The organism is Pseudochelatococcus sp. B33 (assembly GCF_053570585.1).
The window spans coordinates 247,071-263,736 of sequence record NZ_JBSEFH010000006.1 but is presented as its reverse complement, the minus strand read 5'-3'; the positions used below and the strand labels follow the sequence as shown (position 1 = coordinate 263,736).

General features: G+C 66.4%; 15 protein-coding genes. 7 read left to right on the top strand and 8 right to left on the bottom strand.

Annotated features, from left to right (window positions below):
• Positions 1-117 precede the first annotated feature (117 nt).
• The 5 genes from ACUSIJ_RS08870 to ACUSIJ_RS08850 are packed head-to-tail and all read left to right on the top strand — an operon-like array spanning position 118 to position 6,113.
• A complete protein-coding gene (locus tag ACUSIJ_RS08870; RefSeq protein WP_449308015.1) occupies positions 118-1,809 on the top strand; it encodes an acyl-CoA synthetase in 1,692 nt (563 codons plus the stop codon).
• A 12-nt stretch (positions 1,810-1,821) separates the two neighbouring features.
• The gene (locus ACUSIJ_RS08865) at positions 1,822-2,589 is read left to right on the top strand and encodes a 3-hydroxyacyl-CoA dehydrogenase (protein ID WP_449308014.1); all 768 of its coding nucleotides are present in this window, start codon (positions 1,822-1,824) and stop codon (positions 2,587-2,589) included.
• Positions 2,590-2,610: 21 nt separating this feature from the next.
• Positions 2,611-3,801: an acetyl-CoA C-acyltransferase gene (locus ACUSIJ_RS08860; RefSeq protein ID WP_449308013.1), complete on the top strand. Its 1,191-nt coding sequence runs from the start codon at positions 2,611-2,613 to the stop codon at positions 3,799-3,801.
• 28 nt (positions 3,802-3,829) lie between these two features.
• Complete coding sequence (locus tag ACUSIJ_RS08855) at positions 3,830-4,957, top strand: acyl-CoA dehydrogenase family protein (RefSeq protein ID WP_449308012.1); 1,128 nt, start codon at positions 3,830-3,832, stop codon at positions 4,955-4,957.
• Positions 4,958-4,970: 13 nt separating this feature from the next.
• Positions 4,971-6,113, top strand: a complete 1,143-nt coding sequence (locus ACUSIJ_RS08850; protein ID WP_449308011.1) for a CaiB/BaiF CoA transferase family protein — start codon at positions 4,971-4,973, stop codon at positions 6,111-6,113.
• A gap of 120 nt (positions 6,114-6,233) precedes the next feature.
• Here ACUSIJ_RS08850 and ACUSIJ_RS08845 read toward each other — a convergent pair whose 3' ends face one another.
• From ACUSIJ_RS08845 to ACUSIJ_RS08810, 8 genes are all read right to left on the bottom strand, one after another.
• A complete protein-coding gene (locus ACUSIJ_RS08845; protein ID WP_449308010.1) occupies positions 6,234-7,478 on the bottom strand; it encodes a phenylacetate--CoA ligase family protein in 1,245 nt (414 codons plus the stop codon).
• Positions 7,479-7,664: 186 nt separating this feature from the next.
• A complete protein-coding gene (locus ACUSIJ_RS08840; protein ID WP_449308009.1) occupies positions 7,665-8,510 on the bottom strand; it encodes an ABC transporter ATP-binding protein in 846 nt (281 codons plus the stop codon).
• 57 nt (positions 8,511-8,567) lie between these two features.
• Positions 8,568-9,896, bottom strand: a complete 1,329-nt coding sequence (locus ACUSIJ_RS08835; RefSeq protein ID WP_449308008.1) for an ABC transporter substrate-binding protein — start codon at positions 9,894-9,896, stop codon at positions 8,568-8,570.
• Positions 9,897-10,015: 119 nt separating this feature from the next.
• Positions 10,016-11,092 (bottom strand): branched-chain amino acid ABC transporter permease, encoded by a 1,077-nt coding sequence (locus ACUSIJ_RS08830; RefSeq protein ID WP_449308007.1) that lies wholly within the window; start codon positions 11,090-11,092, stop codon positions 10,016-10,018.
• A gap of 13 nt (positions 11,093-11,105) precedes the next feature.
• Complete coding sequence (locus ACUSIJ_RS08825) at positions 11,106-12,062, bottom strand: branched-chain amino acid ABC transporter permease (protein ID WP_449308006.1); 957 nt, start codon at positions 12,060-12,062, stop codon at positions 11,106-11,108.
• Positions 12,063-12,077: 15 nt separating this feature from the next.
• Entirely contained in the window at positions 12,078-12,884 is an 807-nt protein-coding gene (locus tag ACUSIJ_RS08820; RefSeq protein WP_449308005.1) for an ABC transporter ATP-binding protein, read from the bottom strand.
• Between the two features lie 43 nt (positions 12,885-12,927).
• On the bottom strand, positions 12,928-14,901 hold the full coding sequence (locus ACUSIJ_RS08815; RefSeq protein ID WP_449308004.1) for an AMP-dependent synthetase/ligase: 1,974 nt from the start codon (positions 14,899-14,901) through the stop codon (positions 12,928-12,930).
• 255 nt (positions 14,902-15,156) lie between these two features.
• A complete protein-coding gene (locus ACUSIJ_RS08810) occupies positions 15,157-15,831 on the bottom strand; it encodes a Crp/Fnr family transcriptional regulator (RefSeq protein WP_449308003.1) in 675 nt (224 codons plus the stop codon).
• Positions 15,832-16,050: 219 nt separating this feature from the next.
• Here ACUSIJ_RS08810 and ACUSIJ_RS08805 point away from each other — a divergent pair, with 219 nt between their 5' ends.
• Positions 16,051-16,296, top strand: coding sequence for a type II toxin-antitoxin system CcdA family antitoxin (locus ACUSIJ_RS08805; RefSeq protein WP_449308002.1), 246 nt, complete (start codon positions 16,051-16,053; stop codon positions 16,294-16,296).
• Entirely contained in the window at positions 16,296-16,595 is a 300-nt protein-coding gene (locus ACUSIJ_RS08800; RefSeq protein WP_449308001.1) for a CcdB family protein, read from the top strand. The genes ACUSIJ_RS08805 and ACUSIJ_RS08800 overlap by 1 nt, the downstream gene beginning before the upstream one ends.
• Positions 16,596-16,666: the final 71 nt, after the last annotated feature.

The following is a 16,666-nucleotide window of genomic DNA, read 5'->3' as shown; positions in this document are numbered from 1 at the left end:
TACCTAGGCGCGATAGCACAAGGGTAACGAGAAGTTTCGCGTGTGACCGTTTTTTCGCACGCCACGTTTCGCACGCCATGCGTCGAAAAGACGAAACAGCAGGTGGGAGGCAATACCTTGGTTCAGCCAACCGGCAATTTCGAGCGCGACTATGCGCAAGCCTACGCGGCTTTCGACCTGGAGGCGAAGGCCGCGACGCTCGCGGGAAGCCTCGCCAACGGCATCAACGCCTGCGTCGAGACCATCGACCGCTATGCGGACAGCGGTCGCGTCGCCTTCTACTGGGAAAGCCAGGACCGCCGCGCGGAGCAGTATACCTTCGCCGAACTGCAGAAGCTCTCGGCGCGTTTCGCCAATCTGCTGACGGCGCAGGGCGTCGAACCGGGCGACGTGGTGGCGGGCCTGTTGCCGCGCGCGCCCGATCTCCTTGTCACCATTCTGGGAACGTGGCGGGCGGGCGCCGTCTACCAGCCGCTGTTCACGGCCTTCGGCCCGAAGGCGATCGAGCACCGCCTGCGCACCAGCGGCGCGAAGCTCGTCGTCACCGACCAGGCGAACCGGGCCAAGCTCGACGAGGTCGAGGGCCTGACGTTCAAGGTCGCCAACGTGTCGTCCGACACGCCGCTGCGGCAAGGCGATATCGACTTCAGGGCGGAGCTCGACCGCCAGTCCGACACGTTCGAGCCGGTGCTGCGCCGGGGCGGCGATCTCTTCCTGCTGATGTCGACGTCCGGCACCACGGGCCTGCCCAAGGGCGTGCCGGTGCCGCTCAACGCGCTGATCAGCTTCGCCGACTACATGCGCGAGTCCGTCGACCTGCGCCCTGACGACGTGTTCTGGAACATTGCCGATCCGGGCTGGGCCTACGGCCTTTATTACGCCGTCACCGGGCCGTTGCTCATCGGCCATGCGACGCTGTTCTACGACGGCCCCTTCACGGTGAAGGATACCTACCGCGTCATCAAGCAGTACGGCGTGACGAACCTCGCCGGCTCGCCCACCGCCTACCGGCTGCTGATCGCCGCCGGTCCCGAGGAGGCGGCCGTGGTCAAGGGCCTGTTGCGGCGGGTCAGCAGCGCCGGTGAGCCGCTCAACCCGGAGGTGATCCGCTGGTTCGCCGAACATCTCGACGCGCCGATTTACGACCATTACGGCCAGACGGAACTCGGCATGGTGGTGTGCAACCACCATCGCCTCAAGCACACGGTGCATCAGGGGTCGGCCGGCGTGCCGCTGCCGGGCTACCGCGTGGCCATCGTCGACGAAAACCTGAAGGAGCTGCCGCCGCATACGCCGGGCGTGCTGGCGGTCGATATCGCGCGCTCGCCGCTCCTGTGGTTCACCGGCTACCTCAACCAGCCGACGCCTGCTATCGTGGGCGGCTACTACCTGACCGGCGACGTCATGGAGCAGGCGGAAGACGGCAGCGTGGCCTTTGTCGGCCGTTCCGACGACGTCATCACCTCGTCTGGCTACCGCATCGGCCCGTTCGACGTCGAGAGCGCGCTCATCGAGCATCCGGCGGTGGTGGAGACGGCGGTCGTCGGCAAGCCCGATCCCGAGCGCACGGAGATCGTCAAGGCCTTCGTCGTGCTCTCCGACAAGGTGGAGCCCTCCGAGGAGCTGGCGGAGGAACTGCGCCAGTACGTGCGCAAGCGCCTGTCCGCCCACGCCTATCCGCGCGAGATCGAATTCGTCAACGCCCTGCCCAAGACGCCGAGCGGCAAGCTGCAGCGCTTCATCCTGCGCAATCAGGAGATCGCCAGGGCCAGGGAGCAGGCACAGCAGCAGGCACAGCAGCAGCAATAGCGGGAGGGATGCATGCAGGTTGCGGATAGGGTCTTCCTGATTACCGGCGGCGCATCGGGGCTCGGCGCGGCAGTGGCCGGCCATCTCGTCGCACGGGGCGCCAGGGTGGTGCTCGCCGACATCGGCCGCGAGGCCGGCGAGGCGAAGGCGCGGGAACTGGGAGCGGGCGCCCGTTTCGTCGCCACCGACGTCACCGACGCCGGCCAGGCCGAGGCGGCGGTGCAGCTTGCGCTCGACGCTTTCGGCCACCTCGACGGCCTCGTGAACTGCGCCGGCGTCGCGCCCGGCGAGCGGGTCGTCGGCCGGCAGGGGCCGCATTCGCTGGAGCTGTTTTCCCGCGTCATCGCCATCAACCTGATCGGCACGTTCAACGTGCTGCGGCTCGCGGCGGACGTCATGTCCCGCAACGAGCCTGGCGAGGACGGGGAGCGCGGCGTGATCGTCAATACCGCTTCTGTGGCCGCCTTCGACGGCCAGATCGGTCAGGCGGCCTATTCGGCCTCGAAAGCCGGCGTCGCCGGCCTCACCCTGCCGGTGGCGCGGGAACTGGCGCGTTTCGGCATCCGCGTCGTGACCATCGCGCCCGGCATCTTCGAGACGCCGATGATGGCCGCCATGACCGAGGAGGTGCGCGCGTCGCTCGGCGCGACCGTGCCGTTCCCGCCCCGCCTCGGCCATCCGGCCGAGTTCGCCGGGCTCGTGCAGCACATCATCGAGAACGGTTATCTGAACGGCGAGGTCATCCGCCTCGACGGCGCGCTGCGGATGGCGGCGAAATAAGCAACCGGGAGAGGGACCACCATGACCACGCATGATCCGATCGTCATCGCAGGCTACGCCCGCACGCCCATGGGCGGCTTCCAGGGCGATTTCAAGGATGTCACCGCCGCCGAGCTTGGCTCCGCGGCCATCCGCGCGGCGCTCGCCCGCGCCGGTGTCGACGGAGAGGCCGTCGAGGAAGTCGTGTTCGGCTGCGTGCTGCCGGCGGGGCAGGGGCAGGCGCCCGCCCGCCAGGCGACGCTCGGCGCCGGCCTGCCGCTGTCCACGGGCGCGACCACCGTCAACAAGATGTGCGGCTCGGGCATGAAGGCGGCGATGTTCGCCCACGACCTGCTGCAGGCGGGCAGCGCCACGATCGCGGTCGCCGGTGGCATGGAGAGCATGACCAATGCCCCCTATCTGCTCGACCGCGCCCGTTCCGGCTACCGCATGGGCCACGGCAAGGTGTCGGACCACATGTTCCTCGACGGTCTCGAAGACGCCTACGACAAGGGCCGCCTGATGGGCACCTTCGCCGAGGATTGCGCCGAGGCCTACCAGTTCACCCGCGAGGCGCAGGACGACTTCGCGATTCAGTCGCTTACCAAGGCGCAGAAAGCCATCACGGGCGGTCTGTTCCGCGACGAGATCGTGCCCGTCACGGTCAAGGCCGGCAAGGCCGAGCGCATCGTGGCCGATGACGAGCAGCCGCCGAAGGCAAAATTCGACAAGATCCCGACGCTCAGGCCCGCCTTCCGCGAGGGCGGCACGGTGACGGCGGCCAACTCCTCCTCGATCTCGGACGGGGCGGCGGCGCTGGTGCTGCTCAGGCTGTCGGAAGCCGAGAAGCGGGAGCTCACGCCCATCGCCGCCATCCGCGGCCACAGCACCCACGCCCAGGCGCCCAACCTGTTCACCACCGCGCCCATCGGCGCGATCCAGAAACTCTTCGAGCGCACCGGCTGGACGAAGGGCGACGTCGATCTCTTCGAGATCAACGAGGCGTTCGCGGTCGTCACCATGGCGGCGATCCACGATCTCGGCCTCGATCCCACGACGGTCAACGTCAACGGCGGCGCGTGTGCGCTCGGCCACCCCATCGGCGCGTCCGGCGCACGGGTGATCGTGACCCTGCTCGCGGCCTTGAAGACCCACGGCCTCAAGCGCGGCGTCGCTTCGCTGTGCATCGGCGGCGGCGAGGCGACGGCCATCGCTGTCGAGCGGCTGAACTGACGGCCGGGCCATAACAGGGGAGGACACCATGATCCTGACGGAAGATCAGGCCGCCATTCAGGAAGCCGCCCGCCAGTTCGCGCAGGAGCGGCTGAAACCGTTCGCGGAGGAATGGGACCGCAAGCACGAATTTCCGCACGAGGCCGTCCGGGAACTCGGGGAACTCGGGTTTCTCGGCATGCTGCTGCCGGAGGAATACGGCGGCTCCGACACCGGGCAGGTGGCCTATACGCTGGCGGTCGAGGAAATCGCCGCCGGCTGCGGGCCGATCTCGACCATCATGAGCGTGCACACCTCGGTAGGCTGCATGCCGATCTACCGCTACGGCACCGAGGAACAGAAGAGCCGCTTCCTGCCCGCGCTCGCCTCGGGCGAGGCGATCGGCGGCTTCGCGCTGACCGAGCCGCAGGCGGGATCGGACGCGAGCGCGCTCAGGACGCGCGCGGTGAGGGACGGCGATCACTACGTGATCAACGGCTCCAAGCAGTTCATCACCTCGGGCAAGAACGGCAAGACGATCATCGTCTTCGCGGTGACGAACCCGGAGGCGGGCAAGAAGGGCATCAGCGCCTTCATCGTCCCCACCGACACCCCCGGCTACGAGGTGGTGCGGGTGGAGCTGAAGCTCGGCCAGCATCTGTCCGACACCTGCCAGCTCGCCTTCAACGACATGCGCATCCATGAAAGCTTGCTTCTGGGGGAGGAGGGGCAGGGCTACGCCATCGCGCTCTCCAATCTGGAGGGCGGGCGCATCGGCATCGCGGCGCAGGCGGTCGGCATGGCGCGGGCCGCCTTCGAGGCGGCGCGCGACTATGCGCGCGAGCGTATCGCCTTCGGCAAGCCGATCATCGAGCATCAGGCGGTCGCCTTCCGGCTCTCCGACATGGCGACGAGGATCGCGGCGGCGCGCGAGCTGGTGCTCTCGGCGGCGGCGCTGAAGGAAGCGGGGCTGCCCTGCCTCCAGCAGGCGAGCATGGCCAAGCTCTTCGCTTCCGAGATGGCGGAACAGGTATGCTCGGACGCCATCCAGATCCACGGCGGCTACGGCTATCTGGCCGACTTCCCGGTCGAGCGTATTTATCGTGACGTGCGCGTCTGCCAGATTTACGAGGGCACCAGCGACGTGCAGCGTCTCGTGATCGCGCGCGATCTGTGAGGGGGGGAAGGACATGAGCGGGCCTCTCGCCGGGGTGAGGATCGTCGAGATGGCCGGCGTCGGACCGGGGCCGTTCGCGGCGATGATGCTCGCCGACATGGGTGCGCGGATGATCCGTGTGCATCCGAAGAACGCCAGGCCCCTGCTGCCGCTCATGAACGGGCCTTACGACCTGCTGGCGCGCGGTCGCCCTTCGATCGCCATCGACGCCAAGTCGGACGCGGGCCGGCGCGCGCTGCTCGATATCATCGGCGAGGCGGATGCGCTCATCGAGGGGTTCCGGCCGGGCGTGATGGAGCGTCTCGGGCTGGGGCCGGAGACCGCGCTCGCGCGCAATCCGCGCCTCGTCTACGGCCGCATGACCGGTTGGGGGCAAACCGGGCCGCTGGCGAAGACGGCGGGCCACGACATCAACTACACGGCGCTGTCGGGCGCGCTTAATGCTATCGGCACCGAGGCCGGCGGGCCGGTCGTGCCGCTCAACCTCGTGGCCGATTTCGGCGGCGGCGGCATGTTCCTCGCCTTCGGCGTGGTCTGCGCCCTGCTGGAAGCCGGCCGGTCGGGCAAGGGGCAGGTGGTGGACGCCGCCATGGTCGACGGCGCGGCCGTGTTGTCGGCCATGCTCATCGGCATGCAGAAGGCGGGTTCCTGGAGCGGCGGACGCGGCGCCAACCTGCTCGACGGCGGCGCGCATTATTACGGCGTCTATCGATGCGCCGACGGCCGATGGCTCGCCGTCGGTGCCATGGAGCCGCAGTTCTACCGCGCCTTCCTGGAGCGGGCGGGACTGCCGTTCGACGATTTCGCCGACCAGCACAACGAGGCGCTGTGGCCCGTCTATCGTGAAAAGATCGCCGCCCGCATCGGCGAGAAGACGCGCGACGAATGGGCCGCGATCTACGACGGCACGGACTGCTGCGTGACCCCGGTGCTCGACTGGGAGGAGGCCGCGGACCATCCGCACTACCGCGCGCGCGGCACGTTCGTGGAAGTGGCGGGGGTGACGCAGCCCGCCCCCGCGCCGCGTTTCAGCCGCACGCCCGGAGAGATCGCCGGGCCGCCCGAGGCCCCGGCGGAAGACGCCGCCGCCGTTCTCGCCGGCTGGGGGCTCGACACCGCCCGCATCGCGGCGCTGCGCGAGGCGGGCGCCATCTGAACGGCAGAAATATGCCGGCGAACCTTTTTCGTCCGAAAAGGTTCGCCGGCTTTTCTCATGCTGAATCCCGACGAGCCTACCGCATCGGAATGCGGTCGAGGACCCCGGGGGCCGATGGCGTCAGGTGTAGTCGCGTTCGTCGGCGATCACCTTGCCGTCGTTCGGCAGTTCGCCCGGCGCGACGATCTCGACCGTGCCGCGCACCTTGGTGACGTTCTGCAGCGTCGCCGTCAGCGTGCCGATCAGCGCCTTGGCCTCGGCGGGATTGGTGATTGGCGTCTCGGCGCGCAGCGTCATGTGGTCGGCTTCGTCCATGCGGGTGACGACGAGGCGCAGCCTGCCGAGTTCGGGGTGAGCGCGGCCGATTTCGGCGACCTGTTCGGGCCGCACGAACATGCCCTTGACCTTGGTCGTCTGGTCGGCGCGCCCCAGCCAGCCCCGGATGCGCTGGTTGGTGCGCCCGCAGGGGCTGATGCCCGGCAGGATGGCGGAGAGATCGCCGAGCGCGAGGCGGATGATCGGGTGCAGCGGATCGAGCGCCGTCACCACCACCTCGCCGATCTCGCCGTCCGCGACCGGATCGCCGGTGCCGGGGCGCACGATCTCGACGATCAGCCCCTCGTTGACCACGAGCCCCTCGCGGGCGGGTGTTTCATAGGCGACGACGCCGAGCTCCGCCGTGGCGTAGGCCTGATAGGCCTCGACGCCGCGCGCCGAGATCTCCTTCTGCAGCGAGGGCGGGAAGGCCGCGCCCGACACCACCGCCTTGCGGAGCGAGGAGGCGTCGGCGCCCCTCTCGCGGACGGCGTCGAGCAGGATTTTCAGAAAGTCCGGCGTGCCGGTGTAGCCGGCGGGCCGATAGGCCTCGATGATCTGGAGCTGTGCTTCCGTGTTGCCGGGGCCGGCGGGGATCACCGGGCAATCGAGGGCGTTGGCGCCCGAGTCGAAGATGAAGCCGCCGGGCGTCAGATGATAGGAGAAGGTGTTGAGCAGGATCTCGCCGGCGCGAAAACCCGCGGCATGGAGGGCGCGCGCCGAACGCCACGCGTCGCGGCCGTTGACCTCGGGCTCGAAGATCGGCCCCGGCGAGGCGAAGAGGCGCGAGTAGATGGGCGAGGGCGGCGCCAGCAGCCCGCCGAAGGGCAGGTTCGCCGCGTGCAGCGACGGCAGGTCCGACTTGCGCAGCACCGGCAGTCGCGCGAGCGCCGCCCGGTCCCTGACGGCGGCGGAATCGATGCCGGCAAGCCGTTCGGCCCATGCGGGCAATTCCCGCGCCGCGTCGAGCACGGCGGGCAGGTTGGCGAACAGATCGGCTTCCCGCTCCGCGGGATCGCGGGTCTCGATCTGGTGATTGAAGGCGGTCATGCCGTGTCTCCGAAATTCTCAAACGTGGGGTATCCGAATGGAGCCGGAAAGTATCCGGCAGTGCGCTCCGGTGAGGCAGATGGTGCGGTGTCCCGAGAACCAGAGCGGAGTGGACTTCTGTCCATGAGCACCGGAAGCGCAGGGACGCGCCAGATGCCCGCCGGAGTAGCGCTGACGGGCGCTTTCTCAGCTGAGCCAGCGCTTCCGGCGCTTGTAACTCTTGACTTCGCGGAACGACTTCCGGTCGCCGCCGCCGACGCCGAGATAGAATTCCTTCACGTCCTCGTTCTCGCGCAGCGCCTTCGCCTCGCCGTCCATGACGATGCGGCCGGTCTCCATGATGTAGCCGTAGGTGGCGTAGCGCAGCGCGATGTTGGTGTTCTGCTCGGCGAGCAGGAAGGACACGCCTTCCTTGGTGTTCAACTCGCGCACGATCTCGAAGATTTCCTCCACCACCTGCGGCGCCAGGCCCATGGAGGGCTCGTCGAGCAGGATCATCGACGGCTTCGACATCATGGCGCGGCCGATGGCGCACATCTGCTGCTCGCCGCCCGAGGTGTAGCCGGCCTGCGAATTCTTGCGCTGGCGCAGACGCGGGAAGTAGTCGTAGACCTTGTCCATGTCACGCTTGACGGCGGCCCAGCCGTCGCGGCGGGTGAAGGCGCCGGTGAGCAGGTTCTCCTCGATGGACAGATGCCCGAAGCAATGGCGGCCCTCCATCACCTGGATGCAGCCGCGCCGCACCAGCTCGTTGGGTGACAGGCGGTCGATGCGCTCGCCCTTGAACGTGATGCTGCCCTTGGTGACTTCGCCGCGTTCGGCGTGCAGCAGGTTGGAGATGGCCTTGAGCGTGGTGGTCTTGCCAGCACCGTTGGCGCCGAGCACCGCCACGATGCCGCTCCTGGGCACGGTGAGCGACACGCCCTTGAGCACCAGGATGACGTGATCGTAGATCACCTCGATGTTGTTGACCGACAGGATGATGTCGGATGCGGGCGCCGGCGCCGCGCTATTGACGGGATTGAGGCTCATTGAGAAACCCTCCATCCCTCTCCCGTTACGGGAGAGGGATCTTGTCCGAACGAGAGGTTATGCGGGCGCGTCGCAGACTTCGGTGCGCTTGGGCCAGCCGGAGTTCTTTTCCGCATATTCCCTGGAGGCGGCCTCCAGCAGCGGCCTGACGCGCTCGTGCAGCGGCTCGATCAGGTCGGTGACGCGCACCCACTTTTCGCCGTCCCACTCCTGCAGGAACGTCGCATTGTGGCCGTTGTGGTCCTTGCAGGTGAGCTTGAGCGGCTCGGCGAAGCCTTCGAGGCCGAGTTCCTTCAGGCGCTCGGGCGTGAGGTCGATCGTCTCGAGGCCGCGGCGCACGTCCTCGCCCGTGACCACCTTCTTGCCGGTGATCTTCTGCGCGTTGGCGATGGCCTCCGCGATCAGCAGCGAGTTGTAGAGGCCGCGGTTGTAGAGCACCTCGCCGAGCTTGTTGGCGTCGGTCTTGCTCTTGCCGGCGTCGACGAGGTGCTTCCTGATGTCGTCGAGGGCCGGGAAGTTGGCGCCCACGGCGTGCCAGTTGAGGGTCTTGAAGCCCTTGGCCTGCGGCCCGGCCGAACGCAGGTCATCCTCGCCCGGCCACCAGATGGAGATGAACTTGTCGCGCGGGTAGTTGATCTTGATGGCTTCCTTGACGGCGGTGGGGTTCAGCGCGCCCCAGCCGAACAGCACGACATAGTCCGGCTTGTCGCGGCGGATGCTGAGCCATTGCGAGGACTGGTTCTGGATGTTGTCGGCCGGCACCGGATAGAGCTTGAGGTCGAAGCCGATTTCCTTCGAGAGCGATTCGAGCAACGGGATCGGCTCCTTGCCGAAGCCGGCGTCGAGATAGATGTAGCCGATGCGCTTGCCCTTTAGGTTGTCGAGCCCGCCTTCCTGGCTGCCGATATGGCTCAGGATACTGGAGATGCCGTCCCAATAGGTGTTCGGCGGGTTGAAGATCCACGGGAAGTTCTCGCCGTCCGCCGAGGCGGAAAGGCCGTAGGCCATGGACAGGACCGGCACCTTATCGACGCTGGCGCGCGGGATGAGCGACAGCGTGGTGCCGGTGGACCACGGGTTGACGATGACGGGGTTCTTGCTCTTGACCGCCTCGTAGCACTCGACGCCCTTCTTGGCGTCGTAGCCGGTTTCGCATTCGTCGATGCGCAGCTTGACGCCGCCGATGCCGCCGTCGCGTTCGTTGAGGAGCTGCAGATAATCGTTCATGCCGTTGGCGATCGGAATGCCGGAGCCCGAGAACGGCCCCGTGCGGTAGGTGAACAGCGGCACGTAGATCTCTTCCTGGGCGCGCGCCGGCCCGGCGGCGAATGCCGAGGTCGCGGCGATGGCCGCCGTCATGGCAAGGATTTGATACTTCTTGGACATGTTTCTCTCCCGGTGAAAGTGGGGGCCTTTGCGGCGCCCGCTGGCGCAGCGTGCAGAAAAGTGGGCACCACTTTTCGTCGCCAAAGCTGCGCAAACTCAAGGATCTGGAGGCCGTTCGATCAGTAGGGGAACGGCCATGTTCTCAGTTTCTGCTTCAACGTCTGCCACAGGCGGGCGAGGCCGTGCGGCTCGACGATCAGGAAGGCGATGATCAGCGCGCCGATGATCATGTAGTTGAGGTGCTCGACCGTCGCGGCGCCGACGGAGAAACCGAGGCTCTCCGGCAGGTAGCGCAGGACGATCGGCAGGATGTAGATGAAGGCCGCGCCCATGAAGGAGCCGATCAGGCTCCCGAGCCCCCCGATGATGACCATGAACAGGATCAGGAACGACAGGTTGATGGAAAAGGCCTCGGGCTCGGCCGAGCCGAGGTAGAGGAACACCATCAGCGCGCCGGCGACGCCGGCGTAGAACGACGAGACCGCGAAGGCGAGCAGCTTCGTCGGCAGCAGCCGGATGCCCATCAGCTCGGCGGCGATGTCCATGTCGCGCACCGCCATCCACATGCGGCCGATGCGGCCGTGCACCAGATGGGCGGCGACGAGCGTCAGCAGCGCGACGATGGACAGCACGACGAGATAGCGCACTTCCGGCGCGGCGTTCGGGCCGGTGATGGCGACGCCGAACAGCGTGCGGGTCGGCACCTCGATGGCGCCCGAGATGTTGTTGTTCGTCAGCCACGGGATGCGCACGAAGCACCATTGCAGGAAGAACTGCGCCGCGAGCGTCGTCACCGCGAGGTAGAAGCCCTTGATGCGCAGGCTCGGCAGGCCGAAGATCACGCCCACGCCGGCCGAGAACAGCCCCGAGGCGAGGAGCCAGACGATGATGTTCACCTCCGGAAAGGCGGTGGTGAGCTTGTAGCAGGCGAAGGCGCCAACCCCCATGAAGCCCGCGTTGCCAAGCGACAGCAGGCCGGTGTAGCCGGTGAGCAGGTTGAGCCCGATGGCGGCGAGCGCGAAGACGAGGAAGGGGATCATCACCGCGTTGAGGAAGAAGCTGCCGCCGAGAAGCGGGACCGCGACGAAGGCGGCGGCGACGATGAGGGCGACGCCGATCTTGTCCTGCAGGATCGGAAAGATCGCCATGTCGTCGGCGTAGTTGGTCTTGAACTGACCGGCCTCACGGTAGAACATGGGTGTGTCTCCCTCAGATGCGTTCGATGATCTTGTCGCCGAACAGGCCCTGCGGCCGGAACAGCAGGAAGACAAGCGCGATGAAATAGGCGAGCCAGCTCTCGATGCCGCCGCCGACGAGCGGCCCCCAGTAGAACTCGCCGAGCTTCTCGCCGACCCCGATGATGAGGCCGCCGACGATGGCGCCCGGCACCGAGGTGAACCCGCCGAGGATGAGCACCGGCAGCGCCTTGAGGCCGACAATCTGGAGCGCGAACGACACGTCCGAGCGCGCCCCCCACATGATGCCCGTGGTCAGCGCCACGACGCCGGCCGTGAACCACACGATGACCCAGATCTGGTTGAGCGAGATGCCGACCGAGAGCGCCGCCTTGTGGCTGTCGGCCACTGCGCGAAGTGCCCGACCGATGCGGGTCTTCTGGAAGAAGACGGCGAGCCCCGCCACCATGATCGAGGCGATGAGCGCCGCGGCGATATCGAGCTTCTGCAGCGAGACGAAGCCGCCGAGCATCTCGAACTCGACCGAGCCCGAGGGCAGGAACAGCTCCTGCGTGATCATGGACTTGGGGTTGCCGCCGAAGACGAGTTCGCCGAGCCCGATGAGGAAATAGGTCAGGCCGAAGGTCGCCATGAACAGGATGATGTCCGGCTGGTTGACGAGCGGGCGCAGCATCACCCGCTCCACGCCGACCGCAAGCCCGTACATGACGGCGACGGTGAGCACGAGGGCGAGAAGCGCCGGCACGCCGATCTCGAACAGGCCCACCAGCGTGAGGGCCGCGAACACCACCATGATGCCCTGGGCGAAGTTGAACACGCCCGACGCCTTGAAGATCAGCACGAAGCCGAGCGCGATCAGCGCATAGAGCACGCCGGAGACGAGCCCCTCCCACAGCGTCTGCACGAGCAGATCGGGCGCGCCGGCCATCTGCGCGAAGGGGTCGATGAAGATGTTGTACAGGATGTCCATGGTGGCGCTTCCCCCTCAATGCGGAACGCCGAGATAGGCGTCGATGACCGTCTGGTCGTTCTTGACGTCGTTCGGCACGCCGTCGGCGATCTTGCGGCCGTATTCCAGCACCACGATGCGGTCGGACAGGTCCATGACCACGCCGATATCATGCTCGATCAAGGCGATCGTGGTGCCGAACTGGTTGTTGACGTCGAGGATGAAGCGGCACATGTCCTCCTTCTCCTCCAGGTTCATGCCGGCCATGGGCTCGTCGAGCAGCAGGAGTTCCGGCTCCATGGCGAGCGCGCGGCCGAGCTCGACGCGCTTCTGCAGGCCGTAGGGCAGGCGCCCGACCGGCGTCTTGCGGATTGCCTCGATTTCGAGGAAGTCGATGATCTCCTCCACGAACCTGCGGTGCTCGATCTCCTCGCGGAAGGCCGGGCCGTGGCGCAGCACCTGCCAGAAGAAGCCGCGGTGCATCTTGAGCGTGCGCCCGGTCATGATGTTGTCGAGCGTCGACATGCCCTTGAACAGCGCCACGTTCTGGAATGTGCGGGCGATGCCCTGGGCGGCTGCGACGGAGGGGCGCATGCGCGCGCGCGTCTCGCCCTTGAAGGTGATGCGCCCTTCCTGCGGGTTGTAGAAGCCGTTGATGACGTTGAGCATCGACGTCTTGCCCGCGCCGTTCGGCCCGATGATGGCGCGGATCTCGCCCTTCCGGATGTCGAACGACACGTCGGTGATCGCCTTGACGCCGCCGAAGCGCAGCGAGACGTTTTCGACGTTGAGCAGGACGTCACCCTTGTGCAGAGCGCCCGCTGCTCCGCCTGTGCTGCCCATGTGCGGCGCTCCCGTGATATCCACTATTCTCATTGTTGCCCCCTTACGCCGCCTTGCGGGCGCTCGTCGCCGGGACCGGGAGCACCGCCACGTCGCGGATCTTGACGCGGGCGGAGATAGAGCCCTTGCGGCCGTCCTCGAAGGTCACTTCGGTGGTGATGTCCTCTTCCGTCTTGCCGGAATAGAGCGCGTCGATCAGCGGCTGGTAGCGCTCGGCGATGAAGGAGCGGCGCACCTTCTGCGTGCGGGTGAGCTCGCCGTCGTCGGCGTCGAGTTCCTTGTGTAGGATGAGGAAGCGGCGCACCTGGGCGCCCGCCATCAGCGGCTCCCGGGCGAGTGCCCGGTTCACGTCCTCGACGTTCTTCTGCAGCATCTCGTAGACGCGCGGATGGCCGGCGAGCTCCTGATAGGACGCGTAGGAGACGTTGTTGCGTTCCGCCCAGTTCCCCACCGCGGTGAGGTCGATGTTCAGGAAGCAGGTGACGTAGCCGCGCCCGTCGCCGAAGGCCACCGCTTCCTTGATGTTGTGGAAGAACTTCAGCTTGTTCTCGATGTATTTCGGCGGGAAAAGCGAGCCGTCCGCGAGCTTGCCGACGTCCTTGGCGCGGTCGATGATCTTGAGGTGGCCGTCCGGCTCGAAGAATCCGGCGTCGCCGGTCTTGACGAAGCCGTCCTCGGTCAGCGTCTCGGCGGTCTTCTCCGCGTCCCTGTAGTATTCGCGGAACTGGCCGGGCGAGCGGAACTGCACCTCGCCGTTGTCGGCGATGCGGATCTCGACATTGGGCGTCGGCGGGCCGACGGTATCGGCGCGGATCTGGCCGTCGGGCTGGGCGGTGACGTAGAGGAAGGCCTCGGTCTGGCCGTAGAGCTGCTTCAGGTTCAATCCCAGCGACCGGTAGAAGGAGAACAGGTCCGGCCCGATCGCCTCGCCCGCCGTGTAGGCGGTGCGGATGCGGCTGAAGCCGAGCACGTTCTTGAGCGGGCCGTAGATCAGGATCTCGCCGAGCCCGTAGAGCAGCCGCCCGGGAAGCGGCACGGCTTCGCCGTTCAGCAGCTTCTCGCCGTATTTCTTCGCCACCCCGATGAAGTACTGGAAAAGCTTGCGCTTCATCGACCCGGCATCCTCCATGCGGATCATGACCCGCGTCAGCAGCGCCTCGAACACGCGCGGCGGCGCGAAATAGAAGGTGGGGCCGATCTCGCGCAGGTCGTGCTCGGCGGTCTCGGGTGATTCCGGGCAGGCCATGCAGAAGCCCGCGACGAGCCCTTGCGCGTAGTTGAGATAATGGTCGCCGACCCAGGCGAGCGGCAGATAGGCGAGCACCTCGTCGCGGTCGGTGAGCTTGTCGAACGTCACGGTGTCGGTGGCGGCGTCGATGCAGCCCTTCGCCGTCAGCACCACGCCCTTGGAACGCCCCGTCGTGCCGGAGGTGTAGAGGATGATCGAGACATCCCCGCCCGTGCCCTCCTCGATGCTGGCGTCGATACGCTCGCGCACGGCGTTTTCCCTCAGCGCGTCGCGGCCCATCGCGATGATCTCGTCGATGGCATGCAGCTTCTCGTGGTCGTAGTCGCGCAGGCCGCGCGGCTCGTCGTAGAAGAGGTGCACTAGGTTGGGCAGGCGGTCCGAGACGGAGAGCAGCTTGTCGACCTGCTCCTGATCCTGCACCGCCGCGTATTTCACTTCGGCATTGGCGAGCACATAGGCGAGTTCGTCCGCGACCGCGTCGGCATAGACCGGCACCGGGATGGCGCCGAGCACCTGCGCCGCCATCACCGACCAGTAGAGCTTGGGCCGGTTGGTGCCGACGATGGCCACCGCGTCGCCGCGCCGCACGCCGATGCCCGAAAGCCCCGCGGCGTAGGCGCGCACGATCTCGCAACTCTCGGCCCACGTCCATGTCTGCCAGATGCCATAATCCTTGTGGCGGATGGCGGGCCGCGTCCCACGCACGGCTGCATTGTGTGCAAGGAGCTTCGGAAAGGTGTCAAGACGTGCGGAAGCACTCGTCGTCATGACGATCAACCCTTCTGTAAAGCCTTGAAAAGGCTCGATGACGTTTCCACGGGACGCGGTGTTGGAGGGGGCCGCACCCTCGTTGTTATAGGGAGAATTTGCCCGATATAGTTTTTTTTGCAACCGTCCGCTTGACAGACAGAACGGGGTGTTTCAAGGTATCATTGTATTTTTGTGTCTTGATCGAAATAGTCGCGTTAAACGCGGCGCTTTCCTTGTCAACAAGGCGTCGTCTGCCGGTGATCGTGCCGCCTTTCAGGCGCCGTAGGTCGCAAGGCCGTTGAGGTCGCGGACACTCACGCCGGCGCGGTCCACGGTGACGAGCCCTTCCTCCTCCAGTTCCTTCAGGGCCTTGTTGGCGACCTGCCGCGACAAGCCGCACAGCAGCGCGAGTTCCTCTTGGCTGATATCGAGGAAGTTCCCCACGCCGGGGTAGAGAACCGGGTTGAACAGCCACCCCAGCGCCCGCGCGACGCGCGGACGGGCGTCGAACATGCGGTCGCTGCCGACGGTGGCAATGAATTGCCCCAACCGCTCGTTGAGCTGGCGCACCAGAAAACGGTTGAAGCCTACCGAGTTCTCGAACAGCCAGTGAAACGTCGCCTTCTGCATCAGCGCCACGCGCGAATCGCGCAGCGCCACGATATCATATTGGCGGATCTCGTCTTTCAGCACCGAACCCTCGCCGACCCAGCCGGATGTCGGCACGCCGGTGAAGGTGACCGCCTTGCCGTGCGTCGAAATGGTGCCCACCTTGATGATGCCCCTCGCCACCCCGCACCAGTAGTTCATGCGGTCGCCCTGATGGCAGATATAATCGCCCTTGGAGAAGCATTTCTCCACGGTGCCACGCGCCGCCCGCTCCCGCTCCGCGGCGGTCAGCTCATGCGACCAGGGCGCGATGGTGGAAAGATATTCCGCTGTGATCAAAGGTGTTTCCGATTGCTTGCCCGGACTTCGGCGTTTCATCCCCTGTCGGCCGCACACCTACAGTGCATCAACCGATTGCCATATTATGCCTATATCGTTGACGGCAGTATCCTCCCGCGCGCGTTTTTGCTCAAGTCCTCCAATGGTTCAATGTCCGGGACTTTACCGTGGCTCTGGATGCGCATATGCTATGCGCATCAGTTTATCCGGAGTGTTGTCATGCCCGTTTCGACCCGCGTATCGAAGATACGCCGCGCGACCAATGTCACGTTGCCCGTCGATCTCGTGGCCGAGGCGAAGGCCTTGCAGGTCAACGTGTCGCAGGCATGCGAGAGCGGCCTGGCCCATTCTGTCGCGCAGGCGCGGCGCGCGCGCTGGCTGGAGGAAAACCGCGCAGCCATCGACGCATACAATGAGCGCGTCGAGCGCGAGGGACTGCTGCTGGACGAGTACCGGCATCTCTGATGGCCCAGTTCGATGTTTATGCCGGCGTCGGCCGCCAGCAGCGCTACGTGGTCGATGTCCAGGCCGATCTGCTGGAGGGGCTGGCGACGCGCGTCGTCGCGCCGCTCGTGCCACGGGCGGAGGCGTCGGTGGTCAATGGCCTCACGCCGGTCGTCGCCATCGACGGCGTTGAATTCGTCGTGTTGATGCCGGAGCTTGTGGCCATTCCGCTGCGCGAGTTGCCCCAGCGGGTCGGCACGCTCTCTGCGTTCCAGGATGCGCTCAAGCGATCGCTCGACATTCTGTTCATCGGTTTCTAGAGCGGCGGCATTCAAACTGACTCGTTCCGCCGCTCTATCCATTTGTTTGCGCACCAAGTTTTCCGAAAAGT

Bases quoted from the DNA above. Each gene is read 5' to 3' on its own strand.
- ACUSIJ_RS08805 (WP_449308002.1), top strand. From the start codon at position 16,051: ATGCCCGTTTCGACCCGCGTATCGAAGATACGCCGCGCGACCAATGTC.
- ACUSIJ_RS08860 (WP_449308013.1), top strand. From the start codon at position 2,611: ATGACCACGCATGATCCGATCGTCATCGCAGGCTACGCCCGCACGCCC.
- ACUSIJ_RS08815 (WP_449308004.1), bottom strand. From the start codon at position 14,901: ATGACGACGAGTGCTTCCGCACGTCTTGACACCTTTCCGAAGCTCCTT.
- ACUSIJ_RS08855 (WP_449308012.1), top strand. From the start codon at position 3,830: ATGATCCTGACGGAAGATCAGGCCGCCATTCAGGAAGCCGCCCGCCAG.
- ACUSIJ_RS08800 (WP_449308001.1), top strand. From the start codon at position 16,296: ATGGCCCAGTTCGATGTTTATGCCGGCGTCGGCCGCCAGCAGCGCTAC.
- ACUSIJ_RS08835 (WP_449308008.1), bottom strand. From the start codon at position 9,896: ATGTCCAAGAAGTATCAAATCCTTGCCATGACGGCGGCCATCGCCGCG.
- ACUSIJ_RS08825 (WP_449308006.1), bottom strand. From the start codon at position 12,062: ATGGACATCCTGTACAACATCTTCATCGACCCCTTCGCGCAGATGGCC.
- ACUSIJ_RS08845 (WP_449308010.1), bottom strand. From the start codon at position 7,478: ATGACCGCCTTCAATCACCAGATCGAGACCCGCGATCCCGCGGAGCGG.
- ACUSIJ_RS08850 (WP_449308011.1), top strand. From the start codon at position 4,971: ATGAGCGGGCCTCTCGCCGGGGTGAGGATCGTCGAGATGGCCGGCGTC.
- ACUSIJ_RS08820 (WP_449308005.1), bottom strand. From the start codon at position 12,884: ATGGGCAGCACAGGCGGAGCAGCGGGCGCTCTGCACAAGGGTGACGTC.
- ACUSIJ_RS08865 (WP_449308014.1), top strand. From the start codon at position 1,822: ATGCAGGTTGCGGATAGGGTCTTCCTGATTACCGGCGGCGCATCGGGG.
- ACUSIJ_RS08830 (WP_449308007.1), bottom strand. From the start codon at position 11,092: ATGTTCTACCGTGAGGCCGGTCAGTTCAAGACCAACTACGCCGACGAC.
- ACUSIJ_RS08840 (WP_449308009.1), bottom strand. From the start codon at position 8,510: ATGAGCCTCAATCCCGTCAATAGCGCGGCGCCGGCGCCCGCATCCGAC.